Below are 17,647 nucleotides of genomic sequence, written 5' to 3'. Positions count from 1 at the left end.
TAAAAATGTATTAGAATATACACTTTTAAATTTGATTAAAAATATTTTGATTTTGTACAAAACCTGAAAGGTATATTTAATACATAGTGACTGTTTTAGTAATCAAAACGTTTAAAAGCTTCGATTGCTTCGTATTCTGCCAATCCTAAGTCATCGTATAGAATTGCTGTATTTTTGTTGCGGTCTTCGGCTCTCACCCAGAATTCTCTGGAGTCATTCCCTTGAAACATTACTCTGTCTTTTTGAGACTGATGGTATAAAATGGCATGACGCTTCAATAATACTTCTGATGGAGAAAGCGGAACGGCCATATCAATTTCGTGAATGTCCCATTCGTGCCACGCACCTCTGTACAACCAAAGCCAGCAATCGTCCATGTATTTCTCCGGTTTCAATTCTTTCATTGCTGCAAAAATCGCGTTCAGACAAACTTCATGTGTTCCGTGCGGATCTGCAAGATCTCCTGCTGCAAAAACCTGATGTGGTTTTATTTTTGCAATAATGTCTTTTACAATGGCTATATCTTCAACTCCTAACGGGTTTTTCTTTACCTGTCCTGTTTCGTAAAACGGAAGATCTAGAAAGTGTGTATTGGCATCTTTTAATCCAATGTATCTTGTAGCTGCATACGATTCTCTTCTACGAATAAGTCCTTTTAATTTGCGAACTTCAAGAGAATCAATTTGGTTTTCTGATTTACTGTTTAAAAACTCAATTACCGATTTGAAGTTGATTCCGCTGCCGGCTTCGCCAACAAAATCCTTGGCAACCTCAGCAAACTTTAATGCTTCATCGTCTGTAACAGCTATATTTCCGGAGGTTTGATATACGACATGTACATCGTGACCTTGTTTTATCAATTTTGAAAAAGTTCCTCCCATAGAAATCACATCATCATCCGGATGTGGACTAAAAAGTATCACTCGTTTTTTTGCTGGATTGGCTCTTTCCGGACGATGCGAATCGTCGGTATTGGGTTTTCCACCCGGCCATCCTGTGATGGTATGCTGCAATACGTTGAACATATTGATATTAAGATCATAAGCAGAACCTTCCTGCGCCAAAAGATCAGACATTCCGTTATTGTTGTAATCTCTGTCTGTTAATTTTAATATTGATTGTTTTGTTTTTTGGCACAACCAAACAATCGCTTTGCTTTTTAATTCCTGATTCCAGATGCATTCTCCCACTAGCCATGGCGTTTTGAAACGCGTTAATTCTGATGCTGCAGACTGGTCTAATACAAATGTTGCATTAGGATGGTTTTGTAAAAATGTAGCAGGAACTTCTGAACTGATATCTCCCTGAATAGTTCTCTTGATGATATCGGCTTTGTTTTGTCCCCAGGCCATTAATACGATTCTTTTAGATCTCATGATGGTTGAAACTCCCATGGTAATCGCTCTTTTAGGAACGTTGTCGATACCATTAAAATCTGATGAAGCGTCTACTCTTGTAATATGATCCAGTGTAATAATCCTGGTTCCTGAATTGACGTGTGATCCCGGTTCGTTAAAACCTACGTGACCGGTACGGCCAATTCCTAATAATTGAAAATCAAGTCCTCCGGCATTTTTAATATTCATTTCATAGTCGATGCAATATTGATTTAATTCCTCAATATTTACAGTGCCATCAGGAATATTAACGTTCTCCGGTTTGATATCAATATGGTTAAAAAGATGCTGGTGCATGAAATAATGATAACTCTGATTGTTCTCTTTGGTCATTGGATAATACTCATCCAGATTAAAAGTGATTACATTGCTAAAACTTAATCCTTCTTCTTTGTGCATTCTCACTAATTCTTCATAAACTTTGATAGGAGAAGAACCTGTTGCTAAACCTAATACGCAAGATTTTCCTTTTTCTTGTTTAGATCTAATTAATTGCGCGATTTCCTGCGCTACAATTATCGAAGCTTCTGTAGAATTTCTGAAGATTTCATTGTGGATTTTTTCAAATCTGGTCTCTTCAAATTTTCCCGCGCTTTTATAGCTGATATCAGGTTTGGTTTCTAGATCAGTTTCCATTTTTATTAATTTTATTTGGTTATTTAATTTTAGAATAGGACAAGTCCCATCGGGACGTTATATTTATAGAAATTCGGGTTGTCTTATATGAACCCCAGCGGGGTGACATATTTTTATAACAATATAAATGTTTGAGATATTACACTCCTCCGGAGCTTTTGTGAATGCTAATAATTGGCTATAAATATTACGCTCCTCCGGAGCTAATTGGCAGCACTTTTTATTTGTTTCTAAATCTATGTTTCTATGTGTTTAATAATTTTTTTATCAGAAGAAAGGGTAGTATACAATCCGATGATGACAAATGCAACTCCAAAAAGCGTATACAAAGTAAGTGGTTCATCGACCACAAAATACGCAATCAAAAATCCGAATATCGGACAAAGAAAAAGCCAATATGAAGCTTTGATTGGATTGTTTTTTAATAAATACAACCAAAACTGAACCGCACCAATAGAAACCGCAATTGCCAGCCAAGAAGTCGAAAACCAAAAATCGCTGTCGAAAACATTTTTATCAGGTTCATACGTTAAAAATAAAACCGGAAGCAGAAACACAGCTCCAATAATGGTTTGCCACCCATTGATGGTAAGAATGTGTAATCCGTTCCAGTTTTGTCTGGAATAATAAATTGTTCCTAATGAATAGGCAATCATACTTGTAACTAAAATAAGTATGCCGCCGGGAGTTGCAAAACTGTTTTGTAATAGAGGATAAGCCGCTAGAAATACACCAATAAAACACAGCAGTAAACTAAGAATGTTTTTGAACTTGATTTTATGCGATAACCAAATAGCCGAGATCAAAACAATAAAAACAGGATTAGTTGCTACAGCCAGACTTCCCAAACCGGCGGATACTTTTTGCATGGCAATGACATACAACCCCAAATAAATAGTGATGTTAAACAAACCATAAATACTGATCTGAACCCACTCTTTTTTTTGAGGAAATCGTTTTGCCATTACGATATGAGAAATGAAAAGCATAATGCTTCCGGCTATTATAAACCTGAAAATAGAAATCACAAAAGGCTGTGCGGCATGCAAACCAATTTTGGTTGCCGTTGATGCAGATGCCCATAAAAAGGCAAATAATATTCCGGCAATAATGATTTTAAATTCCTTGATTTTAGCAGTAATCGGAAGCATTTTTTCTTTGATCATTTTATGAAATAGTAGTTTTGTTTTTAGAAAAATCCAACGTTTCTATTTCAGATAAATCGTCATTAAATTGTACAAAAGTGGCAGGAAATCCTTCTTTTATTTTTCCGAATTGATCTTGTAAACCAATCGCACTTGCAACGCGCGAAGTAGCCATTTTAATAGCTTCGTCTGCCGAAACATCAAGATGATTATAGGCATTTTGAACTGCTTCTAACATTGAGATTGTTGCTCCTGCCAGATTTCCGTCGTCGTTTCTGTAAAAACCATTGTCAAGATGTGCATCGAAATTATCCCATTTAAAGTTTTCAACCTTTCGGCCTAAAAATGTGGCGTCACTAATCAAAAAGAATTTGTCTTGTTTGAGTTTGTACGCTAATTTTGCCGCCGCATAATCGCAATGTGCACCATCAAGAATTACTGGAGCATATACATTTTCGTTTTCAAAAGTGGCACCCACTAAACCCGGTTCGCGATGCCCAAATTGTGTCATCGCATTAAATAAATGGGTTACCAGTTTTATACCTTTCGAAAAGTAAACCTGTGCTTCTTTGTACGTAACTGTAGAATGTCCAATTGAGATTTGAATGTCACTTTTTAACAACATATTCAGTTGCTCGTCTGTAAAACATTCCGGTGCAATCGTGATCACTTTTATAACATCTTTTCCAAGTCTTATAATTTCTTCAAGCTCACCGTTCGTTGGTTTACGAACCTGATCAATACTATGCGCACCACGTTTTAACGGATTCAAAAACGGTCCTTCCAAATGCATTCCGATTACGCCATTATGGTGTTTTTTTCTATAATTGCGAACGGCTTCAATTCCCTGAAGAATTGTTTCATGCGAAGAAGAGATCAAACACGCAAGTACTTGTGTAGTTCCATGTTTTAGGCTTGCATCATACATATCCTGAATCGTTTCTTCGGTTGGAGTTTGACTGAAATACAGTTTTTCTCCTCCGTTGATCTGAATATCGATAAAACCCGCAGCAATATGTTTTCCTTTTAAATCAATCGTTTCAATAACATCTGGGATTTCTTTTTGTACGGATATAATTTTTCCATTTTCGATGATAATAACTCCGTTTTCGATGATTTCATCTCCTGTGTGTACGGTTGTATTGATAATCGCTTGTTTCATTTTTTAATTTTATTTCTTTATTATTTTTTGCATTGTTTAAACCGGATTAAAATTCGGCCCTACAATATTGGTCGAGCCGATGGCTCTTTTTTTTAGCGGAATTAATCCGATGGCTCTTTTTTAGTTTTTAATCAATTTGCTGCTAATGGTTGTCTCTGTATCATTTGCATTTAAAAGATAAATACCTTTCAATTGATTTCCTAACGAAAAGAAAATTTCTGTTTCATTAGTACTTAATTTTTCAGTACGAATTATTTTACCTGATAAATCATAAATTTTGAACGTAATATTTCCCTTCGCATTGTTTACTTTAATCCTAACCACATCATTAATTGGATTTGGATTTACATCAATGCTGAATTTTTGATCTTCAGTTGCTGTGTTTTCCTGTGTTTTTTTGCTTAACGAAGGACTACTGGCTGGAACAAATGTATCCGTGCCATTGGTAAGCCAATTTAAACTAAAACGAACAAAATACATCTGATAAGTTGAACTTTCTCCGTTCTCATAATAAATGCCAATTGTTCCGTCAGGCAAAATTGTTAAACTCGAATATGCCGAAGCTCCGCTAAAAATAGTTTTAGGTGATCCCCACGTTGTTCCTTCATCTGTACTCAATTGTACACTCACATTTTTTCGGCTTCCAGAAAACGGAATCGAATGCAATAATCTGTTTTTATCATATCCGTCAAGGGTAGAAGTATAGCGAATAAAATCGCCATCGCAATTTGGGTCAGTAATACTTGCTTGATTATAAGCAGTTCCCCAAGTTGCTCCTTTATCTGTTGAGATATTAAAACGACGCGTTCCCGGATTACGAATACTCATCATGATATTGCCGTTGTTTAGTTCTACGACTTTAGATTCGTCTCCGTCTAATTCTGCTCTTCCGGTTGATGCTGTCCATGTAATTCCGTGATCAGCGCTGGTAATTATATAATTATTAATGTGTTCAACTCCCGAAACATTTTCTCGTACAGCAATGGCAGCGACAATTTTTCCGTCTCTTAATTGATGTGCTCTTCCTGAAGCCACAAATAATCCTTTCCAACCCGGATTTGGACCATAAATTTGGTTAGTAATATCAACAGGAGTTCCCCATGTTACGCCATTGTCTGTACTATGAATCACTAAAACTTTGGCAGGTGCTGCATTTGTCGAAGCAAAAAAACCTTTCTCGGCAGAAACCAGACACAATAATTCTCCTGTAGTTTTATCGAGAACTAAAGCGGCATCTCCCGCTCCGGTTGAAGCACCAAAATTAGCAATGACAATAGGAGCAGACCAAGTTTTTCCGTTATCGGTACTACGACGCACGACAGGATCAATTTTAGCTGCTAAATCCCCGGCACCATTCCATCTTTTATCGGTTACGGTAACTAATGAACCATCGGCAGCGGTGATAATCGCCGGAATACGATAACTGGCAGATTCTGCATCTCCGGGTGTAAACAAAAGTGTATTGGCTAATAATATCGTACGATTGCCCGAAACGGTATTAGCTGTTGTATTATAAGTAATACTGTTCGCTACGATTGACTCGCAAGTGGCATCTAATAAATTCCCTTCTGTTGCTGAAGCCGAAACATCATAGGTAATCCAGAAATAATTGTCTCCGTTTATCAATGCTTTTGAGCCGTTAACAACAAGATTTCCGCTTGACGGAGTCACATTCCCAAACAATGTTGCCGTTGCCGAATTGAAAATTGCAGTAGATCCGCTGGAGTAAATTTTGATATTAGTAACATCAGCAATATTGGTAGTTCCTGCCATTGTAAATTTTAAAGCACTTACCGTAAGCGGATTTATGGTGCCGCTAACAGCAGCTTTTACAGCAATAATTCGTTGGTTGGTATCTCCAATTCCGGTTGGTAATTCAGTCTGCACTAATGAAACTGCATTAATTTGCATTTCGTTGGTTTGGGCAATCACCATCGCTCCATTATTTAAAGTTCCCGGATGATTGTTTCCTGAAATGTCCGGAACGTTTGTACCGCTAACATTTTCAAAATCCCAAGCTGCAATCAAGTTGGTTTGTGCTCCGTTTACAATTGCTGTTTTATCTGTTACAATTTCTGCGGCAGTCATGGCTTTATTCCAAAAACGAATATCGTCTAATTGTGCATTCATATAAGAAGAAAAATTACTGAGCGTTCCAAATAATAAATCTCCGGTATTTGAAACTGTATTTGTTCCGCCAATATTTGTGGTCGTTTTGGTTTGCTGCAAAACACCATCAACATAAATTTTACAACTTGTTGAAGCAACATCAACGACCATTGCCAAATGATGCCAAATGTTATTCGCAATATTCGAAGTTCCGTAAGGAGGTCCTGCGGCTCCGGCACTTGTCGTTAAATTTACTCCAAATTGTCCACCGCCGGCTGAAGTATTATTGATAAATTCATATCCAATTCCTGCACCGCCAGGGCGTTTACTTAGAATACGTTTACCAAAATCTGATGATTTGATTTTGCAAGTCACCGTTAAACTTTGTCCGGCTGCTAAATTAAAATCACTATGATTCACAACCGACATATAATCATTAACACCATCTAAAGATAAAATCATCGGAAAAGCATTTGATGTCGTTGGAGATCCAACCAAAGTCCCGGGATGGTTATTCCCTGAAACATCGGGAACAGTTGTACCACTTATGTTTTCAAAATTCCACGCTGCCAGAAGATCTGTTGCCGGAGCATTGATAACAGCAGTCATATCAGTTTGCAATTCAGTTGCTGTCATGGCTTTGTTCCAAATGCGGAGATTATCGATTTGACCTGCCCATTTGTAACTGTTACTGGCATCAGAAGTCGCTCCAACCACAAAGTTTAAAGCATTCGAAAAATCCGAAGTAACAGAGGTAAAAGGTTTTCCGGTATTGGCCAAAACACCATCAATATAACCGTACATCGTTCGATTACTGGAAGCATCGATAACCAGTGCAATATGATGCCAGGTTCCGTCTGCAATAGAATTGGCCGAATATCCTGCGGTACTAATATTGTTGGGCGTTCCGGTTCCGCTCATGTTCATTGCAAATTTTCCAGCATTGGTTCCATTGCCGGTCCAAAATTCATATCCGTTTCCGGATGAGCCATTTCTTTTGGCAAAAATTCTGGGAGTTCCGGTTGAAGTTGTTGTTTTTATCCAACATGTAATCGTTTTGTTTTGGCTTGCGCCGAAGTCTAAATCAGCATGATCAGGAACAGTCATATAAGTAGAAATTCCATCGAGGTTCAAAACCTTACCACTTTGTGCTTTGATACTAATACCATATAAACACATAAAACACGAACAAAATAAGCGTAATAAATTTTTCATAGTTTTTATTTTGGTTAAAATTGGTTAATAAGCGTAAGGTTTAATCTCGAGAATCCTGATGGAATAGGTGGTACTATTACAATTATTTAGTGTCATTTTTATTTAACACATAGAAACATAGATTTAAAATTTAAATTCTTTTTTAATAAAATCATGATTTTCTCACATAGCGTTATGTTATTTGCTGTGCCGTTAGGCACAACATATCGGTAGAAAAAAGAATCCCAATAAATCCAGCGTGCCGTAGGTATGCAACAAAACGTATATATTGCGTACCTACGGCACGCTACCGGATCTTGAACGTATTTTTTCTACCGATATGTTGTGCCTGACGGCACATACAATCCTATCTTGATCTGTATTTCTACCAATATTTAGTGCCTAACGGCACACGCCAACGGACCGTAAATGTAATTTTCTACCAAATATTTAATGCTTAACGGCACATTAAATTCAATCCTGATCTGTGTTTTCTACCAATATTTCTTGCCAAACGGCACACAAAAACTTAATATAAAAGGTATTATTTATAGATGGCTAAATGTCTAACATCGCCAATACCGATTTACATAATTTGATTTTCATGTTTCATTGTTTTTTCAAGATGTTCGTTTAATATTTGTGCGCAATACCATTCTTGTCTCGGTAAATGAAAAGGTCCTTTATAAAGATTTCCTTTAGCAGTTTGCGCCACGCTTCCGTCTCTGTGTAAATACCCAAACCATTCTCCGTTTTCTTTATCATGGAATTTACTATACGCATAATCGTGAATCATTTTATGCCATGTTGCGTATTTTTCATTTCCGGTCATTGTGTACGCCAATAAAGTGGCAATAATAACTTCATTATGAGGCCACCAGAATTTCATGTCCTGCCAATATTCCTGAACAGGTTTACCATAAACATCGCAGAAATATAAAATCCCTCCATGTTCTTTGTCCCAACCACGTTCCCACATATAATCCAGCATTTTGCAGCCTAATTCGATTAAATGAGGATCATTATTTCTATATTTTGCTTCGTGTAGAATAAACCATGCACCTTCAATAGCATGACCCGGATTCAACGTGCGTCCATCAATATGATCTATGATTGAACCATCAGGAGCTACTTGTTCCATCACACATTCGATGTCATGTTTTACAAAATCATTTTCGATTTCGGCAATCCATTTGGTGATCCATTCATCGCAACGCGGATCTCCAATGGTCTCCCTGATTTGTTGTGCCGTATTGATCATAATCATTGGCGATCCAATTCCTTTCGACGGACGTTCTCCGGTATATTTTGGTTCTAATAAACCCGGAGTACTCGAATATTTGATGCATTCTCCAAATAAATGACGTGCCTGTTCTGCAATTTTCTCGTCTCCGCTAGCTTTCGCGTAAGCGCTCATCGCAATCACGGCAAAGGTTTCAGAGAAATAATAACGGCGTTTACGAATTGGGTTTCCTTCGCGGGTTACATGGAAAAACATTCTTCCGTCAGTATCAAAACAATGTTGGTTGATAAAATCGATTCCGGATTTGGCGCCGTCTAACCATTCTTGTTTAGGTTCGATCGTGTTATAAAGTGTCGATAATAACCATGCGGTTCTACCCTGAAACCAAACCGATTTATCATCGTCGATTAAGTCGCCATTCTGTCCGCGCATTAATAAATAACCGCCGTGAATTGTGTCAATTGATTGTGGAAACCAAAACGGAACGGTGTCATGTAGTAATTGGTTCTGATAAAAATCTTTTAGGTGTAAGAGATCAGTATTGGAATAACTCATTTTATATATTTTTTAGACTTAGTTTTTTTTACTAAGTGTTGATTTCGTATTTGTTGGTCTATATTTTTTTAAGAATTAGAGACATAGCTCTCTAATTCTTAAAAAAAGGCGTTTCACTTAAAAATAAATCTCATAGCGCTATGTGAAAAAATGTATTTTCTTTAATTGTCTTTTTTGATATTTAAACTATGTTTCTATGTGTTTAATTTTTTTCTCGCAGATTAGGCAGATTTAAAATGATTTTTTAATTCGTGCTAATTCGTGCAATTTGTGTTTCAATTTTTATTGTTTAAATCCAGTTGAAACGTCGAACACGGCAAATTTGCTTCATTGACGAGATTTGCTTTTGTATAAGGCTTCCAGGCATATAAGACGGTTTTAATTTTTTCACCTTTTGGGATATTTATTGAAACCTCGTTTTTAATAATTGTTGCTTTACTTTCAATTCGGATTCCTTTTTCGGTTACCAACTCAAAACCTGTTAATTCTTTATTATTCGCTGTTGATAATTGTTTGGCATTCGAAAAAGAAACTATAATTAGATCACCTTTTTGAGTGGCTTTTTGCGCCGATGGTCCGTTTGCGATGATACTTTTTCCGTAAGTATATTTCAATGCCAGAAGCGCCAGACGATCTCCAACCTGCTTTTTTTGAATAGGATGCACATTTGTAGCATCACCGTAATCCATACTAATCGCCATACCGCTATTGGCAATGTTTTTCTGAATTTTGTTTTGTGCATCTCTAAAGGACGGCCAGGTTGGACGATCTGTTCCTGACAATTGAACATAATAAAACGGAAGGGAGTTTGCCCAGGCTTTACGCCAGCTTTCAACCAACACAGGCATTAAATGTTCGTATAATTCGATGTTGTGTGCGTTGCTTTCGCCTTGGTACCAAATAATTCCTTTTATGGGAAAATCGGTGAAATGAGTTACGCCGGTTTCATAATTATAACAAGGTCCGTAGGGATGTCGCTGTTTTGGATTTTTGGCATTTTTTAAATTTTCATCAGCACGCGATCTTACCCACGGCATCATGAAATCAGATTTTCGCCAGTTGGTCAGTACGTCGACTACTTTATCATCGTGTTCCAAAGTATATCTGTCAATCCAGGATTCTATGGGAGATCCGCCAACGGCAACTTGTATTAAACCTATTGGAACATTTTCTTCGCGAGCAATATTTTGTCCGAAGTAATAAGCTATTGCCGAGAAGTCTTTTGCACTTAATGAATCAGAGATTTTCCATTTTCCGGAAAAGAATTCTAATCGATTCGTTTTTTCTAAAGTAATAGAATCCCACGCTTTTTCATCTGTTTCTGCAGTGGCCTCAAAATTGAATAATCGAAGATTGGTGTTGTTGATGGCTTTTTTTACCTCAGCAATTCCATTTTCTGATTTATAAAGAGGGAATGCCATATTTGATTGTCCGGAACAAAACCAAACGTCTCCAATTAGAATATTTTTCAGAACGATTTTTTTTTCTTTTGATGAAATAGTAATCTGATGTGTTCCTCCAGATTTCACTGCAGGAAAATTTATTTTCCATTTTCCGAATTCATTTGTAGTTGTAATTTCTTTTTTATTGTCTAAAGTGATTTCGACTTTTTCTCCGCCATTTGCATTTCCATAAATTACAATTGGTTGATTTCTTTGCAACACCATATTATCGGTGAAAACAGGAGATAATTTTAGTCCGCCAAAATCCTGCGTGATATTTTCGTAAACGATCTTTGCTAAAATTGTTGCTCCTTCTTTTGTTGGATGTAAAGCATCAGGGAAAAGATCAGGACGATTGTACAGTTTCTCGTGAAGATCAATTAGTTTGACATTATTGGCTTTTGCAATTCCGTTGATATGTTCCTGAACTTGCCAAAACCAATCTCGTGTTCCGGACTTAAATCTTGGATGTTCATTGAATATCGGAGTCATTTTGCAGATATAAATTTTTACCTTCGGATTTTGTGTTTTTAGAGTATCGATTAACCACGAATAATCTGCATCAAAATCTTCTCTGTAATTCGGCCAGTTTCTGGGATCGGTATCATTTAATCCTAAATGAATAATGGCAATATCAGGACGATAGGCAATGGCTTCGGCACATTTTTCGGTTTTAAAATAAGGCGTACTTCCTTTCTTTAAAAGCGTTGCTCCGCTATGTCCAAAATTTTTGACTTCATATTGATTTCCCATTAAAATTTGCAACTGCGAAGGATAAGATTCGGTTGTTGGATTGGCTAAAAGATAACCAGCCGTAACAGAATCACCAATGCAAGCAATTTTTATTGGAGTTTGCGCTGTCATTTCAAGATTGAAAATCATTGAAATGAAAAGCATAACCATGAAAAGATTTCGTTTTTTTGTTCTCATTTTTTTTAGAACTATTATTAAAAAAAGGCTCATTTATAAGCTGGGCAGAAGGCATAGCTCCGCCCTGGCTTATAAAAACTTCAAAAAACCAACTAACTCTTAAATTGTAAAAAAGGGGATGAACTTTATGTTCTACGCATCTGCAAAATCATTGACTTTGGGGCGTAGAAAACTAATTTGCACTATTAATGCAAGCAATACAACTCCGGCCATTAAGGCAAAACCAAAACCTAAAGTTCCTGAATCTGCAGATTTTCCAAGCAATGAAGTTACCAAAGCACCGCAGCCAACTCCGGTCATATTCAGTACTCCATAAGCGGTTGCACGATGTTTTGAGGAGACAAACTGACAGATAATGGGCATATTATTGGCATCGAACATACCATATCCGATACCAAAACATAAAACAGCTCCAACCACATGAAATAAGGAATGCCCAAAACCAATCAGCATTAAAGCGGGAATCGTTAAACTCAGACCAATGGCACTGGTATAAACTCTTCCCTTTATATTTTTTTGAACCCATTTGTCCGATAAAATTCCTCCGAAAATAACACCTATTAAGGACGAGAATGAAATTGTAATTGTGGCTATTGGCCCGGCTTGATCCATTGAGATTCCTAAGTTGTCGGAGAATAGGGTAGGTAACCAGTTTTTAGTTGCCCAACCCGGTAAACTGATAATAGCGAAATAAAATAAAATCACCCAGAATGAAATATTGGTAAACAATAATGCCAAGCCTTTAAAAAGCGAATCTTTTTCGTGTGTTTTATTAAACTCAGGATCAAATGTTTTGGTAGATACTTTTTTCTCATATAAAAAGAAAACCAACACTATCGAATACACAATGCCCACAATACCAAAATGATGAAAAGTAGTATGCCATGAAAATCTCGCAGCAATTGTAGCTCCAAAACCTCCCAAAGCGGAGCCTACATAAAGTCCCGTCATGTGTATACCAATGGCAAGCGATCTTGTTTTTTGCTGATGATAATCGGCGATTAAAGACAAACCTGCGGGAATGTATAAGGCTTCACTCACGCCCATAATGGCTCTTAACCAATAAATCTGATTGTATGTTGTAGCATAACCCATAGCATATGTAACCGCAGACCAGACAAATAAACTGCCAATAATCAACCATTTTCTATTTAATTTATCGGCAATAATTCCGGAAATAGGGCTCATTAAAGCATAAATCCAAAGGAAAATAGCCATTAAACGTCCAAAATTTTCACCTGAAACCAGTTCAGGAATGTCAGCTTCCATAGAAGGTCTCATGGTCGCCAGCATTTGTCTATCCATATAGTTGAGCAACGCTACAATCCAGAGTAACGCTACGACTAACCACGGATAATATTTAGAGTTTTTCATATTTTGATATGATTTATTTTATTTAATTGGTTGGGTATTTTTCTAAACACATAGAGACATAGTTTGCATAGCGCGAAAAGACGTTTCACTTCAAATAAAACTCATAGTGCTATGTGTAAAAAATGTATTTTTTTAAAACCATCTTTTTTCGATTTAAAACTATGTTTCTATGTGTTTAATTTTTTTGCCGCTCCCGATAGCTATCGGGATCAACAGATTTTATTTTGATTCTTGCCAGACCTAACAGGTTTTAAAAACCAGTTAGGTCTCTTTGGTTACGTTTAATTATTTACGAATCGGTTTTTTAAACACATAGAGACATAGTTTGCATAGCGCGAAAAGACGTTTCACTTCAAATAAAACTCATATTGTTATGTGTAAAAAATGTATTTTTTTAAAACCAACTTTCTTCGATTTAAAACTATGTTTGTATGTGTTTAAATTTTTTTGCCGCTCCCGATAGCTATCGGGATAAACAGATTTTATTTTGATTCTTGCTAGACCTAACAGGTTTTAAAAACCTGTTAGGTCTCTTTGGTTACGTTTAATTATTTGCGAATCGGTTTTTAAACACATAGAGACATAGTTTGCATAGCGCGAAAAGACGTTTCGCTTCAAATAAAACTCATAGTTAGCTATGTGAAAAAAAAACTTGTTTTTTTAGAACCACCTTTTAATATGATTTAAAAATCTATGTTTCTATCTGTTTAAATTTTTTTGCCACTGATTAAAAAGATTACAATGATTTTAATTCGTGATAATTTGTGCAATTCGTGTTTAATTTTTATTTGATGGTTCCCAACATAACATCAGGTGTACGAATTCCGGGTTTTATTTCTCCATTCGATAAAACTATTTTGTCATTCCAGATTGTGGCTGTTGTTGTAACCTGGGCAAGAAAAGGCAATTCGCCCATTTTTGACCATTTATTTGTATGTGTGTTGTATACTAAAATAGCGTTGTAAAAACCTTTGTGTGTTGTGTTTAAAATATTTTTTTCGGCAATAAGTTTTGATTTCTCTTCTTCAGATGTGGCTTTTGCAATTTGCGACAAAAAGGTTTCTATTTTATGAAAAGTAGTTCCGTTATCTCCGCCAAGAATCAAAATGTATTCATTGCCAACAGCAACTCCTGCGCCAGCAGAAAAATTGGTGGTGTGTTTTCCGTCAGAGATCTCTGCTTTCGTTTCCCAAACTTGTTTTTTTAGATCAAAAGCTAAAGTAGTGTTGTGCAAATCGCTTATTCCTGATGCAGTTTTGGTTCTTCCGCCAACAACATAAATTTTATCATTTTGAATTACTGCAACCGAATTTGCTAAAGCAAAAGGTAATTTTGGTAACGATTTCCATTCCTGTTTTTCAGCATTCAAATCCATACTAAAAACTAAATCTGAGGATTGTTTTGCTTCATCTCCGCCAATTGCGTAAACAATATTTTCATGATTTGTAAGTGCAATATTGGTAATGGCGATTGGAAAATCCGGTAATGATTTTGTTTCAATTTCGTTTTTATCGGCATTCCATTTTAGGATAAAGGCTTTATTCGAAAGTCCGTTTTCATTTTCTCCGCCTACATAAACGATTCCTGAATTTGTGGTTGTATTTCCCGGATACGCGATAGGTTCCGGTAATGTATTCGTCACTTTTTTGTTCCAATGATATTCATCGCCTACTTTTTCTAAAACATGAATCTCATTCGAATAGTGTTTTTTTCCTCCTTCCCAAGGCATTTTATTCTGAAAATTGGCTCCTCCGGCGACAATCAAAATGTTGTTGCTAACTCCGTTTATCGGACCTGCAAAACCTAGTGAAAGACTTCCGTCAGCATTTTGCAATTGTGCGGCTTTTTTCCATTCGACATTTGAAATCTTTGTTTTTTGCGAAAAACCAATGGTTGTTGACATAATAAAAATAGTAAGGATTAAGGAAGAAAAAGACGTATTCATATTGGGTTTGTTTTAGAGAAAACGAACTTGATTATTTAGATTTGAAAGTATCGAAATTTAAACCTGCAACATCTTTTTTGAATAACTCAAATTGTTCAGCACTCATGTTTTTAACCGGTAATCTGAATTCTCCTAAATCATGACCTACCAATTTCATATATGCTTTCCCAACAGAGATTCCGCCATATTTACCTAAGAAACGAATCATATCAATTGATTTTTGCTGAAGCGCTCTTGCTTTAACCAAATCATTATTATTGAAAGCTTCAATTAAATCATAATATAATGGAGCAGCATAGTTGAAAGTACTTCCTACAGCACCTTTTGCACCCAGAACCAAAGCAGATAACATATTTTCGTCACGCCCCCAAAGCATATCAAATTTTCCGTTTTCGTAGCTCATGCAACTTTGGAAATCCATAAAATCTTCGTGAGTATATTTTACTCCGGCAAAGTTTGGAAGTTTATTATCTAAAGCTCTTACCAAATCGTACATCGCAACATTTACGCCTGTTAATACGGGAATGTGGTAATAATAAAATGGCATATTAGGAACACTTTCTCCCACTTTAATACAGATTTCGGCAAGAGTATCTACATTGTTTGGTTTGAAGTAAAAAGCTCCGGTTAGAGAAACAGCGTATAAACCAATTTCGTAAGCATGTTTTGCAAGGTCGATACAATCAGCCAGACAAGTTCCGCCAAGGAAAACCATTACTTTAAAATCATCATCGTGATTCGAGCAATCTGCCCAGGCTTGTGCAACTGCCTTTTTTTCTTCTAAGGTGATAGAAACTCCTTCGCCGGTTGATCCGTTGATAAAAGCTCCGGTGATTCCGTTTCTTTTTAGAAAAGTATAATAAGCGGGAATCAGGCTAACATCTAATTTTCCGTTGCTGTCAAAAGGGGTGAAAGGAGCAGAAATCAGACCTTGTAAATGTTGAATTTTCATGAGTATGTTTTTTTATTATTTGTATTTTGTTGTATTAGATCGGGAACTTTTACATTCCCGATCTAATGGTAAACTATAGTTTTAAAATCTTATTTGCTAATAGGATTCTGAACAATTTTTGGATTAAAGTTGATTGTGTTCTGAGAGATCGGAAACAAAACTTCTTTTCCTGCTGTCATCGATGGCACTAAGCTTGTTTTGTTGAAACGAACCAAATCCCACCATGATTTTCCTTCAAAAGCCAATTCTTTCAAACGTTCATTTAAGATCACATTGTCATTATTTGCAGGAGAATCATTTGTGAAAGAAGCCGTAGCATCTGCTCTTTGCATTACCAAATTCATTTCAGCAGTTGGATCTTGTCCTAAAGCATTTTTAATTTCAGCTTTCATTAATAAAATATCTGCCCAACGGTAAATGATAATATCACTTACAAAACGTCTTAAAGTTCCGTCAACAGTTCCGTTGTATTTTACCAAACCTGTTACTACAGGAACGGGGCCGTTGTATAAAGTTAAGTAAGTTGCAGCTTTTCTGGTATCTGTTGCTGCAAAATTGAATCTTGTAATATCCGGTTGCACTCTTGAAATTCCGGCATTTCCGGCACCAGTTCCTAATGTTCCAAAAGTGGCTGTTGCTGTTGCAGATGTTAATGGAGCAAAATCACTTGGCCCCACAAACATAAACTGGTTCCAGTTGTCGGCTAAATTCGAAGGTAAATCTGCAAGAGAATAACGAACAGCAAAAACTACCTCAGCATTTGCTTTTTTGTCGTAAGCAAAAACATCTTTAAAATTAGGCAATAAAGTTGGAGTTCCCGGAATTGCGTTTATAGCTGTTAATGCTGTATTCAAATCTACTGTTCCGCCACCTAATTGTTTTGCAGTCCATAAGTTTACATCGGCTTTTAAAGCATACACTGAAGCAAGCGACAATTGAATTTTATTATTCGTTGCGTCAGGAAAGTTTGCAATTGCTGCATCAATATCTTTTTTGATGAAAGCAAATGTTTCTTCGATACTATTACGCGGAATAATATATTGTGACTGATTGCTGTTTTCTGTAGGATCTGTTACAAGTGGAACACCACCCCACGAACGCGCCATGATAAAATAACATAAAGCACGCATAGAATACGCTTGTGCAAGATATCGTTTTTGCTCATTTACGGTTGTTGGGCTAAAGGTAATTTGTGGTACATACTTTAAAACCAAGTTTGCAGAATGTATTACAGTATATAATCCCGCCCAGTCTACGTCGACATTTTGTGGTGTAAGCTGATTGTTATAATAATTGGCCAAAGTCAACGGTGATTGAACACCACCAGTTATTTCGGCACTTCTGGCTCCTCCCAATAAATAATAATTTTGTTGGGTCTGGATTCTGAAGTTAACGTACATACCATTTACACCAGCTTTGGCATCATCTTCTGTTTTCCAAAAACTATCAGATGTAATAACACTATCAGATGTTAGCTCTAAATCATCCTGACAGGAGTTGAATAGGGATAGAGTAGTAAAAAGTAGTGTATATATAAGAAATTTCTTTTTCATGATTTTAGTA

The 17,647-nt window shown here is 36.4% G+C and carries 10 protein-coding genes; all 10 read right to left on the bottom strand.

Annotated features, from left to right (window positions below; all coding sequences use genetic code 11):
• Positions 1-95: 95 nt before the first annotated feature.
• Complete coding sequence (gene nagB / locus QLQ94_RS23150) at positions 96-2,033, bottom strand: glucosamine-6-phosphate deaminase (RefSeq protein ID WP_482498669.1); 1,938 nt, start codon at positions 2,031-2,033, stop codon at positions 96-98.
• A gap of 236 nt (positions 2,034-2,269) precedes the next feature.
• A complete protein-coding gene (locus QLQ94_RS23145; protein WP_427402465.1) occupies positions 2,270-3,199 on the bottom strand; it encodes a DMT family transporter in 930 nt (309 codons plus the stop codon).
• Position 3,200: 1 nt separating this feature from the next.
• Positions 3,201-4,340: an N-acetylglucosamine-6-phosphate deacetylase gene (nagA, locus tag QLQ94_RS23140; protein ID WP_427402464.1), complete on the bottom strand. Its 1,140-nt coding sequence runs from the start codon at positions 4,338-4,340 to the stop codon at positions 3,201-3,203.
• A gap of 120 nt (positions 4,341-4,460) precedes the next feature.
• Positions 4,461-7,664 carry a LamG-like jellyroll fold domain-containing protein gene (locus tag QLQ94_RS23135; RefSeq protein ID WP_427402463.1) on the bottom strand — a complete coding sequence of 1,068 codons (3,204 nt, stop codon included), beginning with the start codon at positions 7,662-7,664 and terminating at the stop codon, positions 4,461-4,463.
• Positions 7,665-8,229: 565 nt separating this feature from the next.
• Positions 8,230-9,441 (bottom strand): AGE family epimerase/isomerase, encoded by a 1,212-nt coding sequence (locus QLQ94_RS23130; protein ID WP_427402462.1) that lies wholly within the window; start codon positions 9,439-9,441, stop codon positions 8,230-8,232.
• Positions 9,442-9,716: 275 nt separating this feature from the next.
• On the bottom strand, positions 9,717-11,813 hold the full coding sequence (locus QLQ94_RS23125) for a GDSL-type esterase/lipase family protein (protein ID WP_427402461.1): 2,097 nt from the start codon (positions 11,811-11,813) through the stop codon (positions 9,717-9,719).
• Positions 11,814-11,945: 132 nt separating this feature from the next.
• Complete coding sequence (locus QLQ94_RS23120) at positions 11,946-13,187, bottom strand: MFS transporter (protein ID WP_427402460.1); 1,242 nt, start codon at positions 13,185-13,187, stop codon at positions 11,946-11,948.
• Between the two features lie 784 nt (positions 13,188-13,971).
• Positions 13,972-15,132 (bottom strand): galactose oxidase, encoded by a 1,161-nt coding sequence (locus QLQ94_RS23115; RefSeq protein ID WP_427402459.1) that lies wholly within the window; start codon positions 15,130-15,132, stop codon positions 13,972-13,974.
• Between the two features lie 31 nt (positions 15,133-15,163).
• Positions 15,164-16,084, bottom strand: a complete 921-nt coding sequence (locus tag QLQ94_RS23110; RefSeq protein ID WP_427402458.1) for a dihydrodipicolinate synthase family protein — start codon at positions 16,082-16,084, stop codon at positions 15,164-15,166.
• Positions 16,085-16,173: 89 nt separating this feature from the next.
• Positions 16,174-17,637, bottom strand: a complete 1,464-nt coding sequence (locus QLQ94_RS23105; protein WP_427402457.1) for a RagB/SusD family nutrient uptake outer membrane protein — start codon at positions 17,635-17,637, stop codon at positions 16,174-16,176.
• Positions 17,638-17,647 lie beyond the last annotated feature (10 nt).

The organism is Flavobacterium sp. B114r, from assembly GCF_056824125.1.
This window is presented reverse-complemented; position numbering and strand designations above follow the sequence as displayed.

Excerpts from the sequence above, each read along its gene's own strand:
- QLQ94_RS23135 (WP_427402463.1), bottom strand. The coding sequence starts at position 7,664 with ATGAAAAATTTATTACGCTTATTTTGTTCGTGTTTTATGTGTTTATAT.
- QLQ94_RS23145 (WP_427402465.1), bottom strand. The coding sequence starts at position 3,199 with ATGATCAAAGAAAAAATGCTTCCGATTACTGCTAAAATCAAGGAATTT.
- QLQ94_RS23110 (WP_427402458.1), bottom strand. The coding sequence starts at position 16,084 with ATGAAAATTCAACATTTACAAGGTCTGATTTCTGCTCCTTTCACCCCT.
- QLQ94_RS23130 (WP_427402462.1), bottom strand. The coding sequence starts at position 9,441 with ATGAGTTATTCCAATACTGATCTCTTACACCTAAAAGATTTTTATCAG.
- QLQ94_RS23115 (WP_427402459.1), bottom strand. The coding sequence starts at position 15,132 with ATGAATACGTCTTTTTCTTCCTTAATCCTTACTATTTTTATTATGTCA.
- QLQ94_RS23125 (WP_427402461.1), bottom strand. The coding sequence starts at position 11,813 with ATGAGAACAAAAAAACGAAATCTTTTCATGGTTATGCTTTTCATTTCA.
- QLQ94_RS23120 (WP_427402460.1), bottom strand. The coding sequence starts at position 13,187 with ATGAAAAACTCTAAATATTATCCGTGGTTAGTCGTAGCGTTACTCTGG.
- nagA (WP_427402464.1), bottom strand. The coding sequence starts at position 4,340 with ATGAAACAAGCGATTATCAATACAACCGTACACACAGGAGATGAAATC.
- QLQ94_RS23105 (WP_427402457.1), bottom strand. The coding sequence starts at position 17,637 with ATGAAAAAGAAATTTCTTATATATACACTACTTTTTACTACTCTATCC.
- nagB (WP_482498669.1), bottom strand. The coding sequence starts at position 2,033 with ATGGAAACTGATCTAGAAACCAAACCTGATATCAGCTATAAAAGCGCG.